The organism is Plantibacter sp. LMC-P-059a (assembly GCF_030209505.1).
GTDB lineage: Bacteria > Actinomycetota > Actinomycetes > Actinomycetales > Microbacteriaceae > Plantibacter.
In genome coordinates, this window is record NZ_JARVRZ010000001.1 from 523481 (window position 1) to 543731 (window position 20251).

Annotated in this window: 19 protein-coding genes and 2 riboswitches; of the genes, 13 read left to right on the forward strand and 6 right to left on the reverse strand. The window is 70.6% G+C overall.

Features of this window, described 5'->3' with window-relative positions:
- Complete coding sequence (gene gcvT, locus QRN27_RS02475; RefSeq protein WP_285040590.1) at positions 1-1125, reverse strand: glycine cleavage system aminomethyltransferase GcvT; 1125 nt, start codon at positions 1123-1125, stop codon at positions 1-3.
- 56 nt (positions 1126-1181) lie between these two features.
- A riboswitch (glycine riboswitch) is annotated at positions 1182-1284 on the reverse strand.
- Between the two features lies 1 nt (position 1285).
- A riboswitch (glycine riboswitch) is annotated at positions 1286-1371 on the reverse strand.
- A gap of 146 nt (positions 1372-1517) precedes the next feature.
- On the opposite strand from gcvT, the gene QRN27_RS02480 reads away from it, so the two are divergent.
- The 7 genes from QRN27_RS02480 (at position 1518) to QRN27_RS02510 (ending at position 8346) form a co-directional block, all read left to right on the forward strand.
- Positions 1518-2300, forward strand: coding sequence for an NUDIX hydrolase (locus QRN27_RS02480; protein ID WP_285040591.1), 783 nt, complete (start codon positions 1518-1520; stop codon positions 2298-2300).
- Complete coding sequence (nadA, locus tag QRN27_RS02485) at positions 2297-3604, forward strand: quinolinate synthase NadA (protein WP_285040592.1); 1308 nt, start codon at positions 2297-2299, stop codon at positions 3602-3604. The genes QRN27_RS02480 and nadA overlap by 4 nt, the downstream gene beginning before the upstream one ends.
- A gap of 1 nt (position 3605) precedes the next feature.
- Positions 3606-5237: an L-aspartate oxidase gene (gene nadB, locus QRN27_RS02490; RefSeq protein WP_285040593.1), complete on the forward strand. Its 1632-nt coding sequence runs from the start codon at positions 3606-3608 to the stop codon at positions 5235-5237.
- Positions 5231-6082 carry a carboxylating nicotinate-nucleotide diphosphorylase gene (gene nadC, locus QRN27_RS02495; protein ID WP_285040594.1) on the forward strand — a complete coding sequence of 284 codons (852 nt, stop codon included), beginning with the start codon at positions 5231-5233 and terminating at the stop codon, positions 6080-6082. The genes nadB and nadC overlap by 7 nt, the downstream gene beginning before the upstream one ends.
- A 1-nt stretch (position 6083) precedes the next feature.
- Positions 6084-7226: a cysteine desulfurase family protein gene (locus QRN27_RS02500; protein WP_285040595.1), complete on the forward strand. Its 1143-nt coding sequence runs from the start codon at positions 6084-6086 to the stop codon at positions 7224-7226.
- Between the two features lie 107 nt (positions 7227-7333).
- Complete coding sequence (locus QRN27_RS02505) at positions 7334-7549, forward strand: hypothetical protein (RefSeq protein WP_285040596.1); 216 nt, start codon at positions 7334-7336, stop codon at positions 7547-7549.
- A 227-nt stretch (positions 7550-7776) separates the two neighbouring features.
- A complete protein-coding gene (locus tag QRN27_RS02510; RefSeq protein WP_285040597.1) occupies positions 7777-8346 on the forward strand; it encodes a carboxymuconolactone decarboxylase family protein in 570 nt (189 codons plus the stop codon).
- A gap of 13 nt (positions 8347-8359) precedes the next feature.
- Here QRN27_RS02510 and QRN27_RS02515 read toward each other — a convergent pair whose 3' ends face one another.
- Positions 8360-10015, reverse strand: coding sequence for an ABC-F family ATP-binding cassette domain-containing protein (locus QRN27_RS02515; RefSeq protein WP_285040598.1), 1656 nt, complete (start codon positions 10013-10015; stop codon positions 8360-8362).
- 209 nt (positions 10016-10224) lie between these two features.
- Here QRN27_RS02515 and QRN27_RS02520 point away from each other — a divergent pair, with 209 nt between their 5' ends.
- Entirely contained in the window at positions 10225-11508 is a 1284-nt protein-coding gene (locus tag QRN27_RS02520) for an ice-binding family protein (RefSeq protein ID WP_285040599.1), read from the forward strand.
- Positions 11509-11553: 45 nt separating this feature from the next.
- On the forward strand, positions 11554-11901 hold the full coding sequence (locus QRN27_RS02525) for a LysR family transcriptional regulator (RefSeq protein WP_285040600.1): 348 nt from the start codon (positions 11554-11556) through the stop codon (positions 11899-11901).
- Between the two features lie 42 nt (positions 11902-11943).
- Here the strand turns inward: QRN27_RS02525 and QRN27_RS02530 are convergent, their stop codons facing one another.
- Positions 11944-13113 (reverse strand): hypothetical protein, encoded by a 1170-nt coding sequence (locus QRN27_RS02530; protein ID WP_285040601.1) that lies wholly within the window; start codon positions 13111-13113, stop codon positions 11944-11946.
- A 122-nt stretch (positions 13114-13235) separates the two neighbouring features.
- Between QRN27_RS02530 and QRN27_RS02535 the strand changes: the two genes are divergently transcribed.
- Positions 13236-13754 (forward strand): hypothetical protein, encoded by a 519-nt coding sequence (locus QRN27_RS02535; RefSeq protein ID WP_285040602.1) that lies wholly within the window; start codon positions 13236-13238, stop codon positions 13752-13754.
- 22 nt (positions 13755-13776) lie between these two features.
- Here QRN27_RS02535 and ychF read toward each other — a convergent pair whose 3' ends face one another.
- Complete coding sequence (gene ychF / locus QRN27_RS02540) at positions 13777-14850, reverse strand: redox-regulated ATPase YchF (RefSeq protein WP_056778371.1); 1074 nt, start codon at positions 14848-14850, stop codon at positions 13777-13779.
- A 120-nt stretch (positions 14851-14970) separates the two neighbouring features.
- On the opposite strand from ychF, the gene QRN27_RS02545 reads away from it, so the two are divergent.
- Together QRN27_RS02545 and QRN27_RS02550 are read left to right on the forward strand one after the other, a co-directional pair.
- Positions 14971-15552, forward strand: coding sequence for an exonuclease domain-containing protein (locus tag QRN27_RS02545; protein WP_285040603.1), 582 nt, complete (start codon positions 14971-14973; stop codon positions 15550-15552).
- A 58-nt stretch (positions 15553-15610) separates the two neighbouring features.
- A complete protein-coding gene (locus QRN27_RS02550) occupies positions 15611-16990 on the forward strand; it encodes a DNA recombination protein RmuC (protein WP_285040604.1) in 1380 nt (459 codons plus the stop codon).
- Positions 16991-17068: 78 nt separating this feature from the next.
- Here the strand turns inward: QRN27_RS02550 and glpX are convergent, their stop codons facing one another.
- Together glpX and QRN27_RS02560 are read right to left on the reverse strand one after the other, a co-directional pair.
- Positions 17069-18067, reverse strand: coding sequence for a class II fructose-bisphosphatase (gene glpX / locus QRN27_RS02555; protein ID WP_194669535.1), 999 nt, complete (start codon positions 18065-18067; stop codon positions 17069-17071).
- 50 nt (positions 18068-18117) lie between these two features.
- Positions 18118-19113: a fructose-bisphosphatase class II gene (locus QRN27_RS02560; protein ID WP_285040605.1), complete on the reverse strand. Its 996-nt coding sequence runs from the start codon at positions 19111-19113 to the stop codon at positions 18118-18120.
- 76 nt (positions 19114-19189) lie between these two features.
- On the opposite strand from QRN27_RS02560, the gene fbaA reads away from it, so the two are divergent.
- Positions 19190-20215: a class II fructose-bisphosphate aldolase gene (gene fbaA / locus QRN27_RS02565; protein ID WP_056007380.1), complete on the forward strand. Its 1026-nt coding sequence runs from the start codon at positions 19190-19192 to the stop codon at positions 20213-20215.
- The last annotated feature ends 36 nt before the right edge of the window (positions 20216-20251 follow it).

Genomic DNA, 20251 nt, shown 5'->3' on the forward strand with positions numbered 1-20251 from the left:
TTACTTCTCTCTCGAATAGAAGGGGAGCGTGGTGACGGTCGCGGGGATCCGCGTGCCGCGGACGTCGAGGTCGAGCACGGTGCCCGGCTCGGTGTGGTCGGGGTGCACGTAGGCCATCGCGATCGGGTGTCCGAGGGTCGGTGACAGCGCGCCGCTCGTGACCTCGCCGACGACGTCGTCGCCGGCCAGGACGGCGTAGCCGGCGCGACCCGCACGACGTCCCTCGGAGACGAGCCCGACGAGCACGCGTGCGTCGGCGGCCGGGCCTGCCTCGATCGCGTCGCGCCCGACGAAGGAGCCGTGCTTGGCGAGCGCGACCACCCGGCCGAGCCCGGCCTGCACCGGCAGCATGTCCGGGCCGAGCTCGTGGCCGTAGAGCGGCATGCCGGCCTCGAGGCGGAGGGTGTCGCGGCTGGCGAGTCCGGCCGGGACGAGGCCGAGGGGCGTTCCGGCGGCGACGATCGCGTTCCACAGCTCCACGGCGTCAGCGGCGTCGACGTACAGTTCGAAGCCGTCCTCGCCGGTGTACCCGGTGCGCCCGATGAACACGGTGCCGTTCTCGAAGGAGGCGCCCGTCGCGCGGTAGTACTTGACCTCCTCGAGCGAGGGCAGCTCGTCGAGGACGTGCAGTCCCTCGGTCGCCTGCAGGATGGCGCGTGAGGCCGGCCCTTGGACCGCGATGAGGGCGATCTCGTCGCTGCGGTCGACCACGGCGAGCTGTTCGAAGGCGGCTGCACGCTCGGTCAGCGCGGCGACCGCCGCCTCCCGGTTACCGGCGTTCGCCACGACGAGGTACTCGTGCTCGCCATTGCGGTAGACGACGAGGTCGTCGATGATCCCGCCAGCCTCGTTCAGCAGCAGCGAGTACTTGGCCTGCAGCAGCTCGATCGCCGAGAGCCGGCCGGCGAGCGCCTGGTCGAGGAAGGCGGCGGCATCCTCGCCGACGACCTGGATCTCGGCCATGTGCGAGATGTCGAAGATCCCGGCCGCCGTGCGGACGGCGTGGTGCTCGGCGAGGTCGCTCGAGTAGCGCACGGGCATCTGCCAGCCGGCGAAATCGGTGAAACTCGCGCCGGCGGCTTCGTGGACGGCGTACAGCGGGCTGGTTCGTTCGGGGTCGGTCACGAGTTCTCCGGGGTCGCGTGGTGCGCTGCGGACGCCTACCGGCGTCCGTTGGGAACTCCCCCTCTGTCATTGGCCTGAGAGCTTCGCGGGGCCGATGATGCGGGCCCTGCTTTCACCGTCGGCGAGCGCGTCAGGAACGTGCGCTGCTTTCCAGAGTGGCCAGTCCGATGCGGTACAGGACCTGAGAGATTGGCGGGGAGGCTTGCTCCTTCGGTGCCGGCGTACCGGCTCTCCCGCATCGTGTTTGCGGCCCGATGTTCGATTAGAGCGCCAGCATATCGCGAGTCGTCGGTGAAGCGGGGGCATCTGTTCAGGTCCGGTGTACACTAAGTCTCAGGCGAGTAAGTGTCAAGTGAACCATAAGACGCTGCAGCCCCGACCCAGGAGCGACCATGCAGCGCACCACGACGCCCGCAGAGGCCGACGCGACGCCGGTAGAGCTGGCGGTCTCGACGGTGATCTTCACCCTGCGGACCGATGACGGCTTCGGGGCCGACGACCCGGCTCCCGCCATCTGGCTGCCGCTCGTGCGACGGATCCGGGAACCGTACGACGGACGCTGGGCCCTGCCAGGCGGGCCGCTCGGGGCAGCGCAGTCGCTCGCCGACGCCGCGGCGTCCACGCTCGAGGAGACCACGTCACTCCGCCCGCGCTACCTCGAGCAGCTCTACGCCTTCGGCGACCTCGACCGCTCCCCCGCGGAACGCGTTGTCTCGATCGTCTACTGGGCCCTCGTCGGATCCGAGGAGGCGAAACGCACCCACCTCGGGCAGAACGTGCGCTGGTTCCCCGCCGACGCGCTGCCGCCGCTCGCCTTCGACCACCGGGAGATCGTGGAGTACGCGCTCTGGCGGCTCCGCAACAAACTCGAGTACAGCCACATCGCCCACGCCTTCCTCGGCGACACCTTCACCCTGACCGAGCTCCGCGAGGTGCACGAGGCCGTGCTACAGAAGCGACTCGATCCGGCCAACTTCCGTCGCCAGGTGGAGGCGTCCGGCCTGGTGCTCGCGACGGACGAACTCCGGACGGGCGGCCGGCACCGCCCGGCACGCCTGTACCGCTGGACCCAGCCGATCGCCCGGCCGGACACACCGGCTGCGTCCCGTCCGGCGAGCGCCCGCACCTCGAACACCCCCACAACCCCCCGAGCGACGTCCCAGGAGCCAGCATGACGATCACCGCATCCGTCGACGACACCATCCAGCAGATCGCGGAGGGCACGTCGGACGGCGCGACCTGCGCACCGGAGCTCGCGGCGGGTCCGTGGGTCTTCGACCTGCAGCCGCCCAGCTACGGCCCGGGGGCGTCCATGGGTGACGTCATCCCGACCGGCTCACCGCGTCAGGGGCAGTTGCCGGTCGCCTACCGGGACGCCGCCCCCGAGGACCTCCACCGACGCATCGTCGCCGCGAAGGCGACTCTCGGCGACCGCGTCGTCATCCTCGGGCACTTCTACCAGCGCGACGAGGTCGTGCAGCACGCGGACTACATCGGCGACTCCTTCCAGCTGGCGAACGCCGCCAAGGCCCGCACCGAGGCGGAGGCGATCGTCTTCTGCGGCGTGCACTTCATGGCCGAGACCGCCGACCTCCTGTCGGGGCCGGATCAGGCGGTGATCCTGCCGAACCTCGCGGCCGGGTGCTCGATGGCAGACATGGCGGACATCGACCAGGTCGAGGAGGCCTGGGAGGCGCTCGAGGCGCTGTACGGGACCGAGCCGGACGCCGACGGCCGCGTGCCGGTCATCCCGGTCACCTACATGAACTCCTCCGCAGCCCTGAAGGGGTTCTGCGGCCGGCACGGTGGGATCGTCTGCACCTCGAGCAACGCGGAGACCGTGCTCCGGTGGGCGTTCGAGCGCGGCCAGCGGGTGCTGTTCTTCCCCGACCAGCACCTCGGGAGGAACACGGCCAAGAAGCTTGGTGTACCACTGGAGCGCATGCCGATGTGGAACCCGAACCGCCCGCTCGGCGGCAACGAAGCGCCGGCGCTGGCCGAGGCCCAGGTCATCCTGTGGCACGGGTTCTGCTCGGTCCACAAGCGGTTCACCGTGGACCAGATCGACCGGGCGCGCGCCCAGCACCCCGGCGTCCGGGTCATCGTGCACCCCGAGTGCCCGATGCCGGTGGTCGATGCCGCCGACGAGGCGGGTTCGACGGACTACATCCAGAAGGCGATCGCGGCGGCACCGGACGGCACGACCTTCGCCATCGGCACGGAGATCAACATGGTGCAGCGTCTGGCGGCGCAGTACCCGCAGCACACGATCTTCTGCCTCGACGACGTGATCTGCCCGTGTTCGACGATGTACCGCATCCACCCCGGCTACCTCGCCTGGGTGCTGGAGGGACTCGTCAGAGGCGAGGTCCTCAACCGCATCACGGTCTCCGACGACGTCGCCGTGCCCGCGAGGCTGTCGCTCGAGCGCATGCTCGCCGCGAAGCCGCCGGCGACCACCGTGCCGCAGGTCGGCTGACATGGCCAGGGTGCTCGTCGTCGGGAGCGGGATCGCGGGGCTCGTGGCCGCGATCCGTGCGAGCGAGCGTCACGAGGTCGTCGTCGTCACGAAGGACGTGCTCGGCCAGAGCAACACGCGGTACGCCCAGGGCGGGATCGCCGGGGTCATGTTCGAGGACGACCGCGTCGAGGACCACGTCCGCGACACCCTGCTGGCGGGAGCTGGGCTCTGCGACGAGGCCGCGGTGCGCGTGCTCTGCACCGAGGGTCCTGAGCGGATCAGGGAGCTCATCGCCTTCGGGGTGGCGTTCGACCGCGACGGCGAGCAGTTCGCGAAGGGGCTCGAGGCGGCGCACTCCTATCCCCGCGTGCTGCACGCGGGTGGCGACGCGACGGGCGCGGCGATCGAGACGGCCCTCGTCCGGACGCTCGGGGCCCGCGGTGTCCCGGTGCTCGAGCACACCGTGCTCCTCGACCTCGACCTCCGGGACGGCGTCGCCGTCGGCGCCCACCTGTGGTCCGCCGAGCGCGGACACGTCACGCTTCCCGCGGACCACATCGTCCTCGCGACCGGCGGGGTCGGCCAGCTCTACCCGTTCACCACCAACCCGTCGGTCGCGACCGGCGACGGCGCAGCGGTGGCGCTCCGGGCCGGAGCGGTCCTGGCTGACGTCGAGTTCGTCCAGTTCCACCCCACGGCTCTGACCACCCGGGAGCGCTTCCTCGTCTCGGAGGCGGTCCGGGGTGAGGGTGCGGTCCTCCGGGACGCCGCGGGCCAGCGGTTCATGCAGCTGCTGCATCCCGACGCCGAGCTCGCGCCACGGGACGTCGTCGCCCGCGGGATCGCGCAGGCCATGGCGGCGCAGGGTGGCCGTCCGGTCACCCTGGACGCGACCGCGCTCGGGGCCGAGCGGCTGGCCGAACGCTTCCCCGGCATCGACGCGCACGTCCGCGCATCCGGGGTCGACTGGTCGACCACGCCCGTCGAGGTCGCTCCGGCCGCCCACTACTGGATGGGCGGCGTGGCCACCGATCTCGACGGCCGGACGACGGTCCCCGGGCTGTACGCGATCGGCGAGGTGGCCCGGACGGGCGTGCACGGAGCGAACCGGCTCGCGTCGAACTCCCTCCTCGAGGGCGCCGTCTTCGCCGTGCGAGCCGTCGCGGCGATCGACGAGTGCGGAAGCGGCGGCCCGGTCGCCGGTCGCCCGGTGCTCGGCTCCGTGACGATCGACCTCGAATCCACAGCCACCGCCCTGGACGGCACGACATCGGCCGCGCCGCCGTTCAGCCGCCAGGCCCTGCACGACCTCATGTGGCGACATGCCGGACTCGTCCGGAACGCGTCCGGGCTCACCGAGGCTCAGGCGACCCTCGCAGGTTGGACGATGCGGTCAGCAGCTCGACCTGATGAGCCCGACACGCTCTCGGCGGTGGAGGACCGCAACCTGCTGCTCCTCGCCCGCGCCGTCGTCGCCGCGGCGTTGCAGCGCACCGAGTCCCGCGGTGCCCATGCCCGGGACGACCACCCGGCGATCGACGTCGCCGCGGCCCGGCCGATCTCCGTCACCCTCGCTCCGGCGCTGGCACCGCCGCCCTCCAGCCCGCCGCCCCTCCCGCTCCTGAACGGATCCGTGCTCTCGCCATGCTGACCCCCCGACTCATCGACACCGTCGTCTCCACCGCGCTCGACGAGGACGCTCCGTGGGGCGATCTCACGGCCCACGCCCTCATCCCCGCAGATGCCACGGCGTCGGCCTCCCTGAACGCCCGGGAACCCGGCGTGTTCAGCGGCGCGGCGGTGTTCGAGGCCGCCTTCCGCCTCACCGATCCGGGGATCAGCGTCGCGTTCCTCGTCGCCGACGGTGAGCCGTTCTCCGCCGGCGACACCATCGCGATGGTCTCCGGTCCGGCCCGGGCGGTGCTCACCGCTGAGCGGGTCGCGCTGAACTTCGTGCAACGGATGAGCGGGATCGCGACGATGACGGCGGCCTACGTCAGCGCCGTGTCCGACACCCGGGCGCGCATCGTCGACACCCGGAAGACCACGCCCGGCCTCCGCGCCTTCGAACGGCACGCGGTCCGATCCGGTGGTGGCCGCAACCACCGCCACTCGCTGTCCGACGCCGTCATGGTGAAGGACAACCACCTCGCGGTGCTGCTCGAACGCGGCCTCACGGTCACCGAGGCGTTGCTCCGGGCCCGCGAGGAGCTGCCCCACACGACGAGCATCGAGGTCGAGGTCGACCGGCTCGACCAGATCGAGGCCGTGCTGGCCGCCGGTGTCGACACGATCATGCTCGACAACTTCACCCTCGACGAGCTCCGCGAGGGTGTCGCGCTCGTCGCCGGCCGGGCGGTCGTCGAGGCGAGCGGCAACGTGACCCTCGCGACGGTCCGTGACATCGCCGCGACCGGGGTCGACGTGATCTCCTCAGGAGCGCTCACCCACAGCGTCCGGTCACTGGACCTCGGCCTCGACGTGTCGGTGGACTGAGGTGCTGTACCTCGACAACGCTGCGACGACACCCGTCCGGCGTGAGGTGATCGAGGCCATGTGGCCGTACCTGACGAACACCTTCGGCAACCCGTCGAGCCACCACACCGTCGGTGAGGCGGCCGCCGCTGGACTCGACGACGCCCGACGACGGATCGCGACCGTCCTCGGCACCCGGCCCGGCGACATCGTCTTCACCTCCGGCGGGACGGAAGCGGACAACCTCGCCGTGAAAGGCCTCACGCTCGGCTCGATCACGCGCGGCCGACACGTCGTCACCTCGGCCGTCGAGCACGAAGCCGTCGTGGAGTCCTTCGCCTACCTCCGTCGATTGCACGACGTCGAGGTCACGACGCTGCCGGTGGACCGCACGGGCCGCGTGGACGCCGACGAGTTCGCGGCCGCACTCAGGCCGGACACCGTGCTCGCGAGTGTCATGGCCGCAAACAACGAGATCGGCACCGTCCAGGACCTCGCCGCGCTCGGAGCCATCGCGCGAGCCGCACGCGTCCCCCTGCACACCGATGCCGTCCAGGCGGCGGGATGGCTCCCGCTCGGCCTCGATCGGCTGGGGGTCGACGCCCTCAGCCTGTCCGGCCACAAGCTCGGAGCACCCAAGGGCATCGGGCTGCTGGCCGTCCGTGGCGCACTCCCCCTCGAGCCGCTCGTCCATGGTGGCGGTCAGGAGCGGGGTCGCCGCAGCGGGACGGAGAACGTCGCCGCGGCCGTCGGTCTCGCCACCGCCATCGAGCTCGCCGAAGAGGAGCGGGCGGAGGCGAGCGGCCGGGTCACCCTCCTGCGAGACGCTTTCATCGCCCTGGTCCTGCAGCAGGTCCCCGGTGCGCGACTCACCGGCCATCCCGAGCATCGTCTACCCGGTATCGCGTCGTTCGTCTTCCCCGGGACGAGCGGTGAGGCGGTCCTCCTCGAACTCGAACGCCGAGGGGTCGTGTCGTCGAGCGGCTCCGCCTGCGCCGCCGGCAGCGACGAACCGTCCGCCGTCCTGCTCGCCATCGGCGTCGAACCGGCCGTCGCGCAGACGGCCGTCCGGTTCAGCTGCACGACAGCCGTCACCGCGCGGGAACTCGACGATGCGGCGAGCGCCGTGGTCGCCGCCGTCGCCGCCGTCGCTTCGCTCGCGTGACCACGGTCTAGCCCCGTTCGCCTGGGAACACAACCGGTTGTCGTCGGCCAGGCGGTTCGGCAGGGTGGATCTCGTGACCGAGACTCGGGAGCAGAGACGGAGCTGACATGGGATTCCTGGACAACGCCAAGGACGCGGCTGAGGCGACCGGTCGGAAGATCGGCGAGACCGTCGAGGACACGAAGGACCGGATCGGCGACAAGGTCGACGAGGCCAAGGCCGACGCGAAGGTGAAGCAGGCGGAGGCCGACGTCAAGAAGGCCGAGGCCGAGCGTGACTCCACCGAGGCGAAGAACGACTACAAGGAGCAGCTGCGCGACTGACGCGCTCTCCCTCTGAACGACGAGGACCCCGCCTGGCGACTGCCGCGGGGTCCTCGCTCATGCGTGGGGCGCGAGTCGTGGGCCTCCCGGCCACCGTCGGGCCCGGTGCTGTCGACACCGTCGCCGACGTCCAGCGAAAGACGTGCTGACAGCGCCCGTGTCGAGTGCCATCATGAGCGGTAGCCGCGGACGCCCGGCCCGCGACCCGTTCCGACGAGGTGGCCGACATGTCGATCCTCCGCACCATCCCCGAAGCCGATGCCGATGCGACGACGGCCGCGCTGTACGACGACGACATCGCCGACCAGGGCTTCGTCGCAGCACACACGAAGGTCATGGCGTTGAACCCCGAAGCGTACGCCGCTTGGGAGGCGCTGATCGGGGCGATCGCCCGGCCACTCGGCAAGCGGCGCTACGAGCTCGTGACGCTCGCCGCGGCGCGAGGGACACGGTCACGACACTGCCGTCTCGCTCACGGCCGGAAGTCGCTCGGCCTGTTCAGCGAAGACCAGCTCGTGCGCATCGCAGCGGACTATCGCGATGCCGGCCTGAGCCCGGCAGAGGTCGCGATGATGGCTTTCGCGGAACGGGTGGGTCGCGACTCGGACCGGATGACCGACGCCGACAGCCTGACCCTGCGCGAGCACGGCTTCTCGGATCAGGAGATCCTCGACATCGCCCTGGCCGCTGCCGCCCGCAACTATTACAGCCGGGCGCTCCAAGCACTCGCGGTCGAGGTCGACGTTCCCGAGGACATCGGACCCGAACTGCGTGACGCACTCGTTCGGGATCTCTGAGCTCAGCCGAGCACTAGTGCTCCGTGACCTGCCCGGCCTCCACGACCCAACGGCGCTCGATCCGGACGGTGTCGAGCATCCGGCGGTCGTGCGTGACCAGCAGGAGCGTCCCCTCGTAGCTCTCGAGCGCCTCCTCGAGCTGTTCGATGGCGGCGAGGTCGAGGTGGTTCGTCGGTTCGTCGAGGACGAGCAGGTTCACACCGGTGGCCTGCAGCACGGCGAGCCCGGCTCGGGTGCGCTCCCCCGGCGACAGCTCCTCGACCGGGCGGTTCACGTGGTCGGCCTTCAGCCCGAACTTGGCGAGCAGGGTTCTGACTTCCCCGGGCGACAGTTCGGGCACGATCGCCTCGAACCGGTCCGCAAGCGGCTCGGAGCCGACGAGCAGTGAACGTGCCTGGTCGATCTCGCCGATGCGCACACTGGAACCGAGGCTCGCCGTCCCCTCGTCCGGCGTCCGGCGGCCGAGCAGGGTCGCGAGCAGGGTCGACTTCCCGGCACCGTTCGGACCGGTGATGCCGATCCGGTCGCCGACGTTCACCTGGAGCGACAGCGGACCGAGCCGGAAGTCGCCCTGTTGCACCACGGCCTGCGACAGCGTCGCGACCACCGTGCTCGAGCGAGGTGCGCTCCCGATGGTGAACTGCAGCTGCCACTCCTTGCGCGGTTCCTCCACCTCGTCGAGGCGGGCGATGCGGCTCTCCATCTGGCGGACCTTCTGCGCCTGCTTCTCGGAGGACTCCGCCGAGGCCTTCCGGCGGATCTTGTCGTTGTCCGGTGCCTTCTTCATGGCGTTGCGGACGCCCTGGCTCGACCACTCACGCTGCACCCGAGCACGGCCGACGAGGTCCGCCTTCTTGTCCGCGAACTCGTCGTACGCGTCGCGGGCATGCCGTCTGGCGACCTCGCGTTCCTCGAGGTAGGCCTCGTACCCACCGCCGAAGACGCGGTTGCTCTGCTGCGCGAGGTCGAGCTCGAGCACGCGGGTGACGCAGCGGGCGAGGAACTCGCGGTCGTGGCTGACGAGCACGACGCCACCTCGCAGCCCCTGCACGAACCGTTCGAGCCGTTCCAGACCGTCGAGGTCGAGGTCGTTCGTCGGTTCGTCGAGCAGCACGATGTCGAACCGCGACAGCAGGAGCGCGGCGAGTCCGACCCTGGCGGCCTGACCTCCGGACAGCGACGTCATCATGGTGGACGACACGTCGGCGTCGAGGTCCAGTCCGAGGTCGGCGAGCACTGACGGGATCCGCTCCTCGAGGTCGGCTGCGCCGCTCGCCAGCCAGCGGTCGAGAGCGGCGGAGTAGACATCGGCAGGGTCCTCGTCGCCCTTGGCCGGTTCGGCGAGCGCCGCCGCCGCGGCGTCCATCGCCTCGGTCGCTGCGGCACACCCGGTGCGTCGAGCGATGTACGCGGCGACGCTTTCACCGACGACGCGCTCGTGTTCCTGCGGGAGGGACCCGACGAAGGCGTCCGACGGCGACAGGGTGATCGTGCCGGCCTGCGGTTCGAGGGAGCCGCCGAGCAGCTGGAGCAGCGTGGACTTACCGGCCCCGTTCATCCCGACGACGCCGATGACGTCACCCGGCGCGACCGTCAGATCCAGGCTGTCGAACAGGGTGCGGTGGCCATGTCCGCCGGCAAGGCCTTGGGCGACGAGCGTTGCAGTCATGCTGCAATCGTCTCATTCCGGCGGACGAACCCTGACCGTTCATTCCGCGCCAGGCGCGCGCGTGCGCCCGCATAGCACAACATCACGATTGAGTACAATCCACCCCGCTACGGGTCGCGGCACCCCCCATTGGTGTTACACAGGGAGCAGTTGCGGTTGATGTCGCCATCCTCTTGGCTTCGCGCCCCTCCCACACGGAAGGGGCACGCATGCGCCTCGAACTCTCTCCACCCACCCGAAGCGCCAGACCCGGTCGCCTGCGCACTCGCCTCTTCGGTGCAGCGGCAATCGTCACCGTCGGGCTCCTGGCCATCGGTACCGCACCCGCGAACGCCGCGACCACGATCGACGGCCCGATCTTCCTCGGCACGGCTGCCGATTACGGCGTCCTCGCATCCTCGGCCATCACCAACACCGGCGCGACCACGATCAACGGCGACCTCGGGCTGAGCCCGGACAGCTCCGTGACGGGCTTCCCGCCGGGCATCGTCAACGGCACCCAGAACGTGACGAACGAGCCCGCCGCCCTCGCGAAGGACGACCTCCTCACCGCGATGGGCGTCGCCTCCAGCCTCACGCCGGACCCCCAGCAGGTCGGCGATCTCACCGGCCTCGACCTCGACCCCGGCGTCTACGCCGGCGGAGAGATCTCCCTCACCGGGAACGTGACGCTCACCGGCACTGCTGAGTCGGTCTGGGTCTTCCAGGCGGCCAGCACCCTGAAGACCGGCACCAGCTCCTCGGTCACCCTCGTCGGCGGCGCGAGCGCCTGCAACGTGTTCTGGCGCGTCGGCAGCTCGGCCACCCTCGACGGCGGCGGGCCCTTCGTCGGTACGATCCTCGCGGACGCATCGATCTCCACGGGATCCGGCACGGTCGTCGAGGGACGCCTGCTCGCGTCCACCGGCGCGGTGACGCTCATCAACACCGTGATCACCCGGCCTGCCGGCTGTGACGACGGCAGCGGATCTGAAGTGACGACGAGCCCCGAGATCACCTCGGCGCCCCTGCCCGGTGGCACCGTGGGCACGACGTACGACAGCACGGTCACCTCGACCGGTAGCCCGGACGCGACCTACACCGTCACCTCAGGCGCGCTTCCCCCGGGTCTCGTCCTCGACAGCGTGACCGGCACCGTGAGCGGCACCCCGACGACTCCTGGCAGCTACCCCGTCACCGTGACGGCCAGTAACGGCACCGCACCCGACGACACGATCGAATCGACGATCGTGATCCAGCCCTTGGTGCCGCCGGTCGTCGTTCCTCCGGTCGTCACCCCGCCCGTGGTCACCCCGGTGATCCCGCCGGTCTCCCCGCCGGTGAACGCCCAGCCGAACACCCCGACGGTCCCGGTCAGCGACATCGACCGCCTGGCTGAAACGGGTGTGAACGGGACGCTCATCGTGGCCGTCGGTGCATCTCTGCTGCTGCTCGGCATCCTCGTGGCCGTCGGCTCGGTGTTCCTCCGCCGCCGTCGCGCGATGGACAACTGATCCACGCTGGTCTGTGGTCCGACGCCGCCCCCGTAGGCTGAGGGCATGGACCACAAGCAGCTGCGCTCCTTCGTCGCCTCCGCGGAAACGCTCCACTTCGCGAAGGCGGCGAAGGAGCTTGGTGTGCCACGCAGCACCGTCGTCGCCGACGTCCGGAAGCTCGAGGAGATCGTCGGCGCGGAGCTGTTCGCCCGCGACGTCGAATCCACCCAGCTGACCGATGCCGGCTCCGCGTTCCTCATCGACGCCCGGCGTCAGCTCGACGCCTCGGCTGCGGCCGCCGCCAAGTCGGCTCCGGCCCCGGGCGGCAAGGCCAAGGCGAACAAGGGCAAGGGCCGCGCTCCGAAGGTCAAGGGCGAGCCGCTGCCGTACAAGAAGCGCCAGGGTCGCTGAGCCCAAGGCCGTTCGGCAAGCCCCCGCTGCAAGGGAGCTCGGTCAGCGATCGAGCGACTCGGACTCGGTGTGCGCGAGCCGCAGGAGTTCACCACGCCGCTCCGCCTCGCCCCTCGCCGACCGTGCCACGGCCGTGAGCCTGGCGACGGGAAGCGGCGGTTCAGGATCGATCGCGGCGCCGAGTTTCGCGGCGCCGGCGAACCCGTCGAGGTGCACGACGACCGCCTCCCGGTACCCGGCTGCGATCCCGGCGGCGAGGTCACGCAGGCCCGCCACACCGACGGGCCCGTCCTCGACCGCCATCGCGACGAGCACGATCCCCCCGCGGACGCGGGTGCAGACGGCGCCCGACGGGAGCTCACGGAACACGGCCTCGGCGAGCAGCGCCTCGAGTTCTCCGGCCGAAGCCAGACCGTAGGCACGCCGCAGGTCCCCGTACCCGTCGATCGCGACCTCGACGACGGCGAGCCGTTCGCCCGACTCGAGCGTCGTCCGGAGCGCGGTCGCCTCGACTTCGAAGGCCCGGCGGCCCACGGTGCGGATGCCCTCGCGTTCGGAGGCGAGCCGCTCCTTGCGCTCCCATGAGCGGAGCAGGACGAGGCCGACGGCGACCAGGACCACGAAGACGAGGTTCAGGTAGGTCACGAAGGCGGTGCCGAAGATCCGCTCGAACGCCTCCGAATGCGGACCCGCAGCGATATACACCACCAGGCGGACCGCGGTGAACGCCGCGTGCAGGCTGAGGACGATCACGAGCACGAGCGACGCCGAGGCCGTTCGCATCCGACCGCGTCGGGCCTCGAACACCACCAGCAGCGACAGGACGATCAGCGAGCCGAGCCGGGCGATCGTGCCGGCCCACTCGGGATCGTCGGTGGGGTCCAGGACGGCCGAGAGCGCCGTCACGCCGACGACGAGCGTTCCGAGGAGCACCAGGCTGCGTCGTCCGTTGAACAGCCGACAGCCCACCCACAGGGCGGCGATCGCGGCGACCATCGAGGCGTTGGCGATGGCGACGATCCACACGGAGTCACCGTTGAGGGTGGCGGCGAGGTAGCTGACCGCCGAGAGGAGCGTCGTGGCAAACCCGGACATCCAGGCGGCCATGTGGCGGCCGGCGAGGGTGCGCGCGCTGTCGAGCGCGTAGAAGATCCCGCACGCGGCGCAGACGATCACTGCGACGACCAGCATGCTCGCCAGATCGATCGTCACCGCTTGCCTCCTGGAGGCGCCGGTTCGCGTGACGCCTTATCGAGCGTACCGCCCGTTTCGGCCCGCGGCGCGGCAGTGCGCGGCCGTCGCGTCGTGCGCGGTTGACGTGCCACCATCGATCCATGCGTGCATCGCCTGTCCGGCCGGTCGCCGTCCGGGCGACGGCGTTCCGCGGCACGTCCAGATGGCGGCGACGGCCGGTGCGGTTCGTCGGCTACGACGCGCTCCTGCCGGACGGATCCGTCCACTTCGACGTGGATCTCGCCTGGGCCATGCCCGCGCACCCGGCGGATGCCTCCACCCGCGACGCGAACGTCCATGACCGCTGCCCCGAGCTCGGCGGCGGTCCGTGGGTGGACGAGTTCGGGCGAGCCGTCGACGGGCCCGACGACGCCGGACCGCCGCTCAGCGAACGACGCCGGGCGCGCCCGCGACCCAGCGACCTGCCCCGTCGCCGCGCGTCGGCGAAGTCCGGGCGCCGCTGGCGCGCCGGGCTCGGCGTGGCCGCGCTCGCCCTCGGCATCCTGATCGTCGTCGGGCCGCTCCGCGACACCCCCGCGGGCTTTGTCGGGGTGGTCTGCGCCCTCGCTGGGCTTGCAGCCCTCCTGGACTTGATCCCCCACGCCAGACGCTGGTGGTGACCGGCGAACGATCCCGCTGCCGCTACACGTTGAAGCGAAACTCCACGACGTCGCCGTCCTGCATGACGTAGTCCTTGCCCTCCATGCGGGCCTTGCCCTTGGAGCGTGCCTCGGCCACGGAGCCGGTCTCGACGAGGTCGTCGAAGGAGATGACCTCCGCCTTGATGAAGCCCTTCTCGAAGTCCGTGTGGATCACACCGGCAGCCTGCGGCGCCTTCGCGCCCTGCGGGATCGTCCACGCACGCGACTCCTTGGGGCCGGCCGTGAGGTAGGTCTGCAGGCCGAGCGTCGCGAAACCGATGCGGGCGAGCTGGTCGAGGCCGGACTCGGTCTGGCCGGTCGACTCGAGCATCTCGCGGGCGTCGTCCTCATCGAGGTCGACGAGCTCCGACTCGAGCTTCGCGTCGAGGAAGACGGCCTTCGCCGGCGCGACGAGCGCGGCGAGTTCGTCGAGCTTGCCCTGGTCCTGGAGGACGTCCTCGTCGACGTTGAACACGTAGATGAAGGGCTTGGCCGTGAGGAGGCCGAGCTCCTTGATGGGCGCGAGGTCGATCTTCGTCGCCGAGAGCGGGGTGCCGGCGTTCAGCGCGTCCTGCGCCTCCTTGGCGGCCGTGAGCACGGAGGGGTCGAGCTTCTTGCCCTTGACCTCCTTCTCGAACCGGGTGACGGCCTTCTCGAGGGTCTCGAGGTCGGCGAGGATCAGCTCGGTGTTGATCGTCTCCATGTCGGAGGCCGGGTTCACATCGCCGTCGACGTGCACGACGTCGGGGTCGGCGAAGCCGCGGACGACCTGTGCGATGGCGTCGGCCTCACGGATGTTGGCGAGGAACTTGTTGCCGAGCCCCTCCCCCTCGCTCGCGCCCTTGACGATGCCGGCGATGTCGACGAAGGACACCGCGGCGGGCAGGATGCGCTCGCTGCCGAAGATCTCGGCGAGCTTGCCGAGTCGGGCGTCGGGCAGTTCGACCACGCCGACGTTCGGCTCGATCGTCGCGAACGGATAGTTCGCTGCGAGCACGTTGTTGCGCGTGAGCGCGTTGAACAGGGTGGACTTGCCGACGTTGGGCAGGCCGACGATGCCGAGAGTAAGAGCCACGAGGGTCTATCGTACGCGGCCGGGGCGGCCCGTGCGTCGCCGCTCGGATCGGGCCGGTCGATCGGGCGCGATGCGGCGAGCCGACCGGTCGGTGTCGGACCCTGGTGCGAGGGTGAGGACGTGCCACTGGATTTCACCGCTATCGACTTCGAGACCGCGAACTCGTCATCCGCCTCTGCCTGCAGCGTGGGCCTCGTCCGCGTGCGGGACGGCATCGTCGTCGACCGCGCGGGCTGGCTCATCCGGCCCCCGGCCGGGCACGACGCGTTCCTCGAGTGGAACACCCGCATCCACGGGATCGTCGCGTCCGACGTCCTCGGGGCGCCGGGGTGGGCTGACCAGCTCGACGCACTCCTCGACTTCGCTCAGGACGACGCTCTCGTCGCGCACAATGCCGGCTTCGACATGGGCGTGATCCGCGGCGGATGCGCCGCCACCGGACTCGACTGCCCCGAACTCAGCTACCTCTGCAGCCTCAACGTGGCCCGCAAGACCTACCAGCTCGACTCCTACCGGCTCCCCGTCGCCGCGCTCGCGGCCGGGTTCGACGACTTCCAGCACCACGACGCCACCGGCGACGCCGAGGCCTCCGCACACATCATCATCCACGCCGCCGCCCGCCATGGCGCCACGTCGATCGCTGAACTCGCCCAGCTCACGAGCGTGAAGATCGGGCGGATCGGCACGGCCGTCGCCGCCTGACCGCCCGGTCGCCGCGCGGCCTCCGATCGTTGTCGGTGGCCCACGACACACTGAGGGCATGGACAGCGCACTCGCCCTCGGGATCGGCCTCCTCATCGGACTCGTCATCGGCGCGGCCGTCATGGTGATCCTGTTGCAGCGCCGGAACGGCACCGCGACGGTCGACCCCGCGCTGCTGGAAGCGAGGCACGCCGCCCAGCTGGCCGACGTCCGTGGTCAACAGGCCCAGCTCCTCGCCGAGTCCTCAGCGCGGGAGGCCGACATCCGCGCCGCCCTCCGCGCCGAGCTGGCCGCGCTCGACGCCACGGCCGACGGACTCGGGCGCGAACTGCAGGCCCAGCGCGAGCAGTACCGCGAGCTCCTCGAACGCCAACGCGCGGATGCCGAGCGACGCTCGCGCCAGGAGCACGAGGAGAGCCAGGTGCTCCAGGCCCTCGCCCCCGTCCAGCACAGCCTCGAACACATGCAGGCGAAGGTCGCGGAACTCGAACAGCAGCGCAGCCGCCAGCACGGCGAACTCGCCCAGCAGCTGAAGACGGCCTCGGAGTCGGAGGAACGCCTGCGCTCGACGACGGAATCGCTCGCCTCCGCGCTCCGCAACAACGCGACACGCGGCGTCTGGGGCGAGACCCAGCTCCGGAACGTCGTGGAGGCCGCCGGGCTCACCCAGCGCGTCGACTTCGACCTCCAGTCGAGCATCACCTCCGACAACGGCACCGGCCGACCCGACATGGTCGTGCGCCTCCCCGGCGGCAAGTCCATCGCCGTGGACGCGAAAGTCCCGTTCGCGCAGTACCTCGAAGCCAGCACCATCCCGGTGACGGCGACGGGCGAGGAGGCCGCTCGACGCACTGCGCTGCTCGCGCAGCACGTGAAGGCGGTGCGGTCGCACGTGGACGCCCTGTCGGCCAAGGGGTACTGGCGCGGTCTCGAGTCGAGCCCGGAGTTCGTCATCTGCTTCATCCCGAGCGAGTCACTCCTCGCGGCCGCCCTCGAGGCCGACGCGAGTCTGCTCGACTACGCCTTCGGCAAGCGGGTGGCGCTCGCCTCCCCCGTCAACCTCTGGGCGGTCCTCAAGACGGTCGCGTTCACCTGGCAGCAGGACGTCCTCACGGAGGACGCCAAGCGGCTGTTCGACCTCGGCAAGGAGCTGTACCAGCGGCTGTCCACGCTGTCGGACCACGCCGACCGCCTGCGCCGCTCCATCGAGAGCACGGTCACCAACTACAACCAGTTCGCGTCCTCGTTCGAGACCCGGGTGCTCGTCACGGCCCGCAAGCTCGACGCCCTCGACGAGGCGACGGTCATCGGGCAGGTGAGCCAGAGCGACGCGTCGCCGAAACGCCTCACCGCACCTGAGGCACAGCCGTCACCGGAGCCGTCGAATCAGGAACCGAGCGAACTCGAGGCGCGCCTCGCCCACCGGCTGCAGGACTGACCAGGCCTGCCCGGAACGCCGAAGCGCCCGACCCCACCGAGAGGAGGGACCGGGCGCTTCACGCTGCACGAGGAGTGGCTAGAGCCACTTCGCCGCGAGGTGGTCGGCCTCGACGCGGCGGATGGTGCCCGAGCGCGACCGCAGGACGAGGCTCTCCGTGCGGATGATCGGGCCCTTGCGCTGGACGCCGTCGACGAGCTCGCCGTGGGTGACGCCCGTCGCGACGAAGTAGGTGTTGTCGCCCCGCACCAGGTCGTTCGCGCCGAGGACGCGATCGAGGTCGTGACCGGCCGCGAGGGCGCGCTCCCGCTCCGCGTCGTCCTTCGGCATGAGCTTGCCCTGGATGAGCCCGCCGAGCGCCTTCACGGCGCACGCGGTAATGATGCCCTCTGGGGTGCCGCCGATACCGACGCACATGTCGATGCGTGAGTCGTACCGTGCGGCGTTGATGCCGCCCGCGACGTCGCCGTCGAGGAGGAGACGCGTCCCGGCGCCGGCGGCCCGGATCTCCTCGATGAGCTCCGCGTGACGCGGCCGGTCGAGGACGGCGACGCGGATGTCCTCGGGCTGCTTGCCCTTGGCCTTGGCGAGCTCACGGATGTTGTCGCCGATGGACTGGCTGATGTCGACGACGCCGATGCCGTCGGAACCCGTGACGATCTTGTCCATGTAGAACACGGCCGAGGGGTCGAACATGCTGCCGCGGTCGGACACCGCGATGACCGAGAGCGCGTTCTGACGTCCGGCAGCTGTGAGGCTCGTCCCGTCGATCGGGTCGACCGCGATGTCGCAGGACGGGCCGCGACCGTTGCCGACGTGTTCGCCGTTGAACAGCATGGGCGCTTCGTCCTTCTCGCCCTCACCGATCACGACCACGCCGTCGAAGTTGACGGTGCCGAGGAAGGCACGCATCGCGTCGACGGCGGCACCGTCGGCGGCGTTCTTGTCGCCGCGACCGATGAACGGCGCCGCACGGATGGCGGCCGCCTCCGTCGCTCGGACGAGCTCCATGGCGAGGTTGCGGTCGGGCTGCAGATAGTGGGAGCCGGTTTCAGGCTGGGTCACTGGATCCTCCATGGATCGCTCGCCTCGTGGGACACGACGCTTCGGTGGATGAGGGTTTCAGCCTAGCGAACGGGGCTGGGAAGGCCTCGGGGCGTGTCGGGATCGAGGCGCTTCCGTGACCTCGTGAGCGGGCTGCCCGGTCCGACGACGACCGACTCCACCGTGACACCACCGTCCGCGTCGAGCCTCACCCCGGCGAGTTCGGCCCCGGCGGCGAGCGCGGTGGAGGTGACGGCGCTGAGCAGCAACCACGCGTCAGCGGCGCAGAGTTCGTCGAGGGGCACCTCGCGGGCGAGGTCGACGCCGACCTGGACGAGTCGCGTGTGTTCCGCCGGCGACTGCGGGGCGAACCGCGCGGTCATCCAGCCGCCGAGCGCTCGGACCGCGGCGGCCGTCAGGATGCCTTCGGGGGCTCCGCCGATCCCGAGGAGCAGGTCGAGGTCGCCGTCGCCCGCCGCGGCACGGAGGGACAGCGCGACGTCGCCGTCCGCGAAACCGACGAGCTCCGCCCCGGCGGCCCGGACGGCCTGCGCGGCCGCGGCGTTCCGCGGACGGTCCTGGACGGCGACCCGCAGCGTCGAGACCGGGCGTCCGAGGTTGGCGGCGAGCCGGTCGAGCGTCACCGCGATGGGATCCGCGAGGGATAGACCACGACCGGCGTGCGCGGTGACGAGCTTCTCGAGGTAGTAGGCGGGTCCGATGTCGAACATGGCGCCGCGCGGGGCGACCGCGATGACCGCGACGGAGTCGGGCCTGCCGGCGGCCGCGAGCTTGGTGCCGTCCACGGGGTCGACGGCGAGGTCGATCGCAGGGCCGGCGCCCGTGCCGAACCGCTCGCCGACGAAGAGCATGGGCGCCTGGTCCTTCTCGCCCTCCCCCACCACGACGCGGCCGTCGACGGCCAACGGCTCGAGAGCCCGACGGAGCGCGTCGACGGCCACCCCGTCGATCCGCATGCCGTCGCCGCCACCCACGAGACCCGCGACCGCGGCCGCCGCCGCCCGCGTCGCGTCGAGGAAGCCGTCGAGGAGGTCGGTGTCCGGAGTGTGCTCGGTCATGTCCTCATCGTGCCCTATGCCGCCTGGCCCGATTCACTAGACTTCTAGGCGAATCGTCCCCACGCAAGGAGAAGACATGCCCGTCGCCACCCCGGAACAGTACGCAGCGATGCTCGACAAGGCGAAGTCGAACGGGTTCGCGTACCCCGCGTTCAACGTCTCGAGCAGCCAGACCATCAACTCCGTCCTCCAGGGCCTCACCGAGGCCGGTTCCGACGGCATCATCCAGGTGACCACGGGCGGCGCCGACTACTTCGCCGGCCACACGGTCAAGAACCGCGCTGCGGGCGCCATCGCCTTCGCCAAGTTCGCCACCGAGGTCGCCAAGAACTACCCGGTCACCGTCGCGCTCCACACCGACCACTGCCCGAAGGACGCGCTCGACGGCTTCGTCATGCCGCTCATCGCCGCCTCCGAGGAAGAGGTCAAGGCCGGCCGCAACCCGATCTTCCAGTCCCACATGTGGGACGGCTCGGCGGTGCCGCTCACCGAGAACCTCGAGATCGCGACCGAGATGCTCAAGCGCACCAAGGCCATCAACGCCATCCTCGAGGTCGAGATCGGCGTCGTCGGCGGCGAGGAGGACGGTGTCAGCCACGACATCAACGAGCACCTGTACACGACGCTCGACGACGCGATCGCGACCGTCGAGGCGCTCGGGCTCGGCGAGCAGGGCCGCTACATGGCCGCCCTCACCTTCGGCAACGTCCACGGCGTCTACAAGCCCGGCAACGTCAAGCTCCAGCCCGAGCTGCTGAAGACCATCCAGGACGGTCTCACCGCGAAGTACGGCCACGGCCCGAAGCCCCTCGACCTCGTCTTCCACGGCGGATCGGGTTCGACCGACGCCGAGATCGCCGAGGCCGTCGCGAACGGCGTCGTCAAGATGAACATCGACACCGACACGCAGTACGCGTTCACCCGCTCGATCGCCGGCTACATGCTCTCCAACTACGAGGGTGTGCTGAAGGTCGACGGCGAGGTCGGCAACAAGAAGCTCTACGACCCGCGCGCCTGGGGCAAGGTCGCTGAGTCGGCCATGGCCGCCCGCGTCGCCGAGGCGACCAAGCAGCTCGGTTCGTACGGCACCAGCACCTCCTAGCAGTCGCACCACGCAGAACGGGCCCGGCATCGCTGC

Bases quoted from the DNA above. Each gene is read 5' to 3' on its own strand.
- nadC (WP_285040594.1), top strand. From the start codon at position 5,231: ATGCTGACCCCCCGACTCATCGACACCGTCGTCTCCACCGCGCTCGAC.
- QRN27_RS02550 (WP_285040604.1), top strand. From the start codon at position 15,611: ATGGACAGCGCACTCGCCCTCGGGATCGGCCTCCTCATCGGACTCGTC.
- QRN27_RS02520 (WP_285040599.1), top strand. From the start codon at position 10,225: ATGCGCCTCGAACTCTCTCCACCCACCCGAAGCGCCAGACCCGGTCGC.
- glpX (WP_194669535.1), bottom strand. From the start codon at position 18,067: ATGGAGGATCCAGTGACCCAGCCTGAAACCGGCTCCCACTATCTGCAG.
- QRN27_RS02535 (WP_285040602.1), top strand. From the start codon at position 13,236: ATGCGTGCATCGCCTGTCCGGCCGGTCGCCGTCCGGGCGACGGCGTTC.
- nadA (WP_285040592.1), top strand. From the start codon at position 2,297: ATGACGATCACCGCATCCGTCGACGACACCATCCAGCAGATCGCGGAG.
- QRN27_RS02480 (WP_285040591.1), top strand. From the start codon at position 1,518: ATGCAGCGCACCACGACGCCCGCAGAGGCCGACGCGACGCCGGTAGAG.
- QRN27_RS02560 (WP_285040605.1), bottom strand. From the start codon at position 19,113: ATGACCGAGCACACTCCGGACACCGACCTCCTCGACGGCTTCCTCGAC.
- QRN27_RS02525 (WP_285040600.1), top strand. From the start codon at position 11,554: ATGGACCACAAGCAGCTGCGCTCCTTCGTCGCCTCCGCGGAAACGCTC.
- QRN27_RS02515 (WP_285040598.1), bottom strand. From the start codon at position 10,015: ATGACTGCAACGCTCGTCGCCCAAGGCCTTGCCGGCGGACATGGCCAC.
- QRN27_RS02505 (WP_285040596.1), top strand. From the start codon at position 7,334: ATGGGATTCCTGGACAACGCCAAGGACGCGGCTGAGGCGACCGGTCGG.
- QRN27_RS02510 (WP_285040597.1), top strand. From the start codon at position 7,777: ATGTCGATCCTCCGCACCATCCCCGAAGCCGATGCCGATGCGACGACG.
- fbaA (WP_056007380.1), top strand. From the start codon at position 19,190: ATGCCCGTCGCCACCCCGGAACAGTACGCAGCGATGCTCGACAAGGCG.
- nadB (WP_285040593.1), top strand. From the start codon at position 3,606: ATGGCCAGGGTGCTCGTCGTCGGGAGCGGGATCGCGGGGCTCGTGGCC.